1 protein-coding gene is annotated in these 236 nt (G+C 28.4%); it reads right to left on the bottom strand.

Going from position 1 to position 236, the window contains the following annotated elements:
* Positions 1-148: 148 nt before the first annotated feature.
* A partial coding sequence (locus ACY2RX_RS14910; RefSeq protein ID WP_490104749.1) for a T9SS type A sorting domain-containing protein occupies positions 149-236 on the bottom strand: 88 nt, incomplete at its 5' end.

Below are 236 nucleotides of genomic sequence, written 5' to 3'. Positions count from 1 at the left end.
AAAAAGGTCAAAAACCAAAATTCTGTATTTAGATTCCCGTTTTCTTGGGAATAACAATTTTAACGGAAACCCCGATGCAGAACCTCGAGGAATTCTTTTCGATTAAATTTGAGCGTTTTAAAGCAAATTGTGTTATTTCCTTTTATAATTATTGCTTTATAAATTTAGCATTACCTACTTTATTATCTACTACATATTTAACTAAATAAATACCTGCTGATAAGTTAGAAACATCT

This window comes from Polaribacter sp. 2405UD43-2, assembly GCF_058147125.1.
This window is presented reverse-complemented; position numbering and strand designations above follow the sequence as displayed.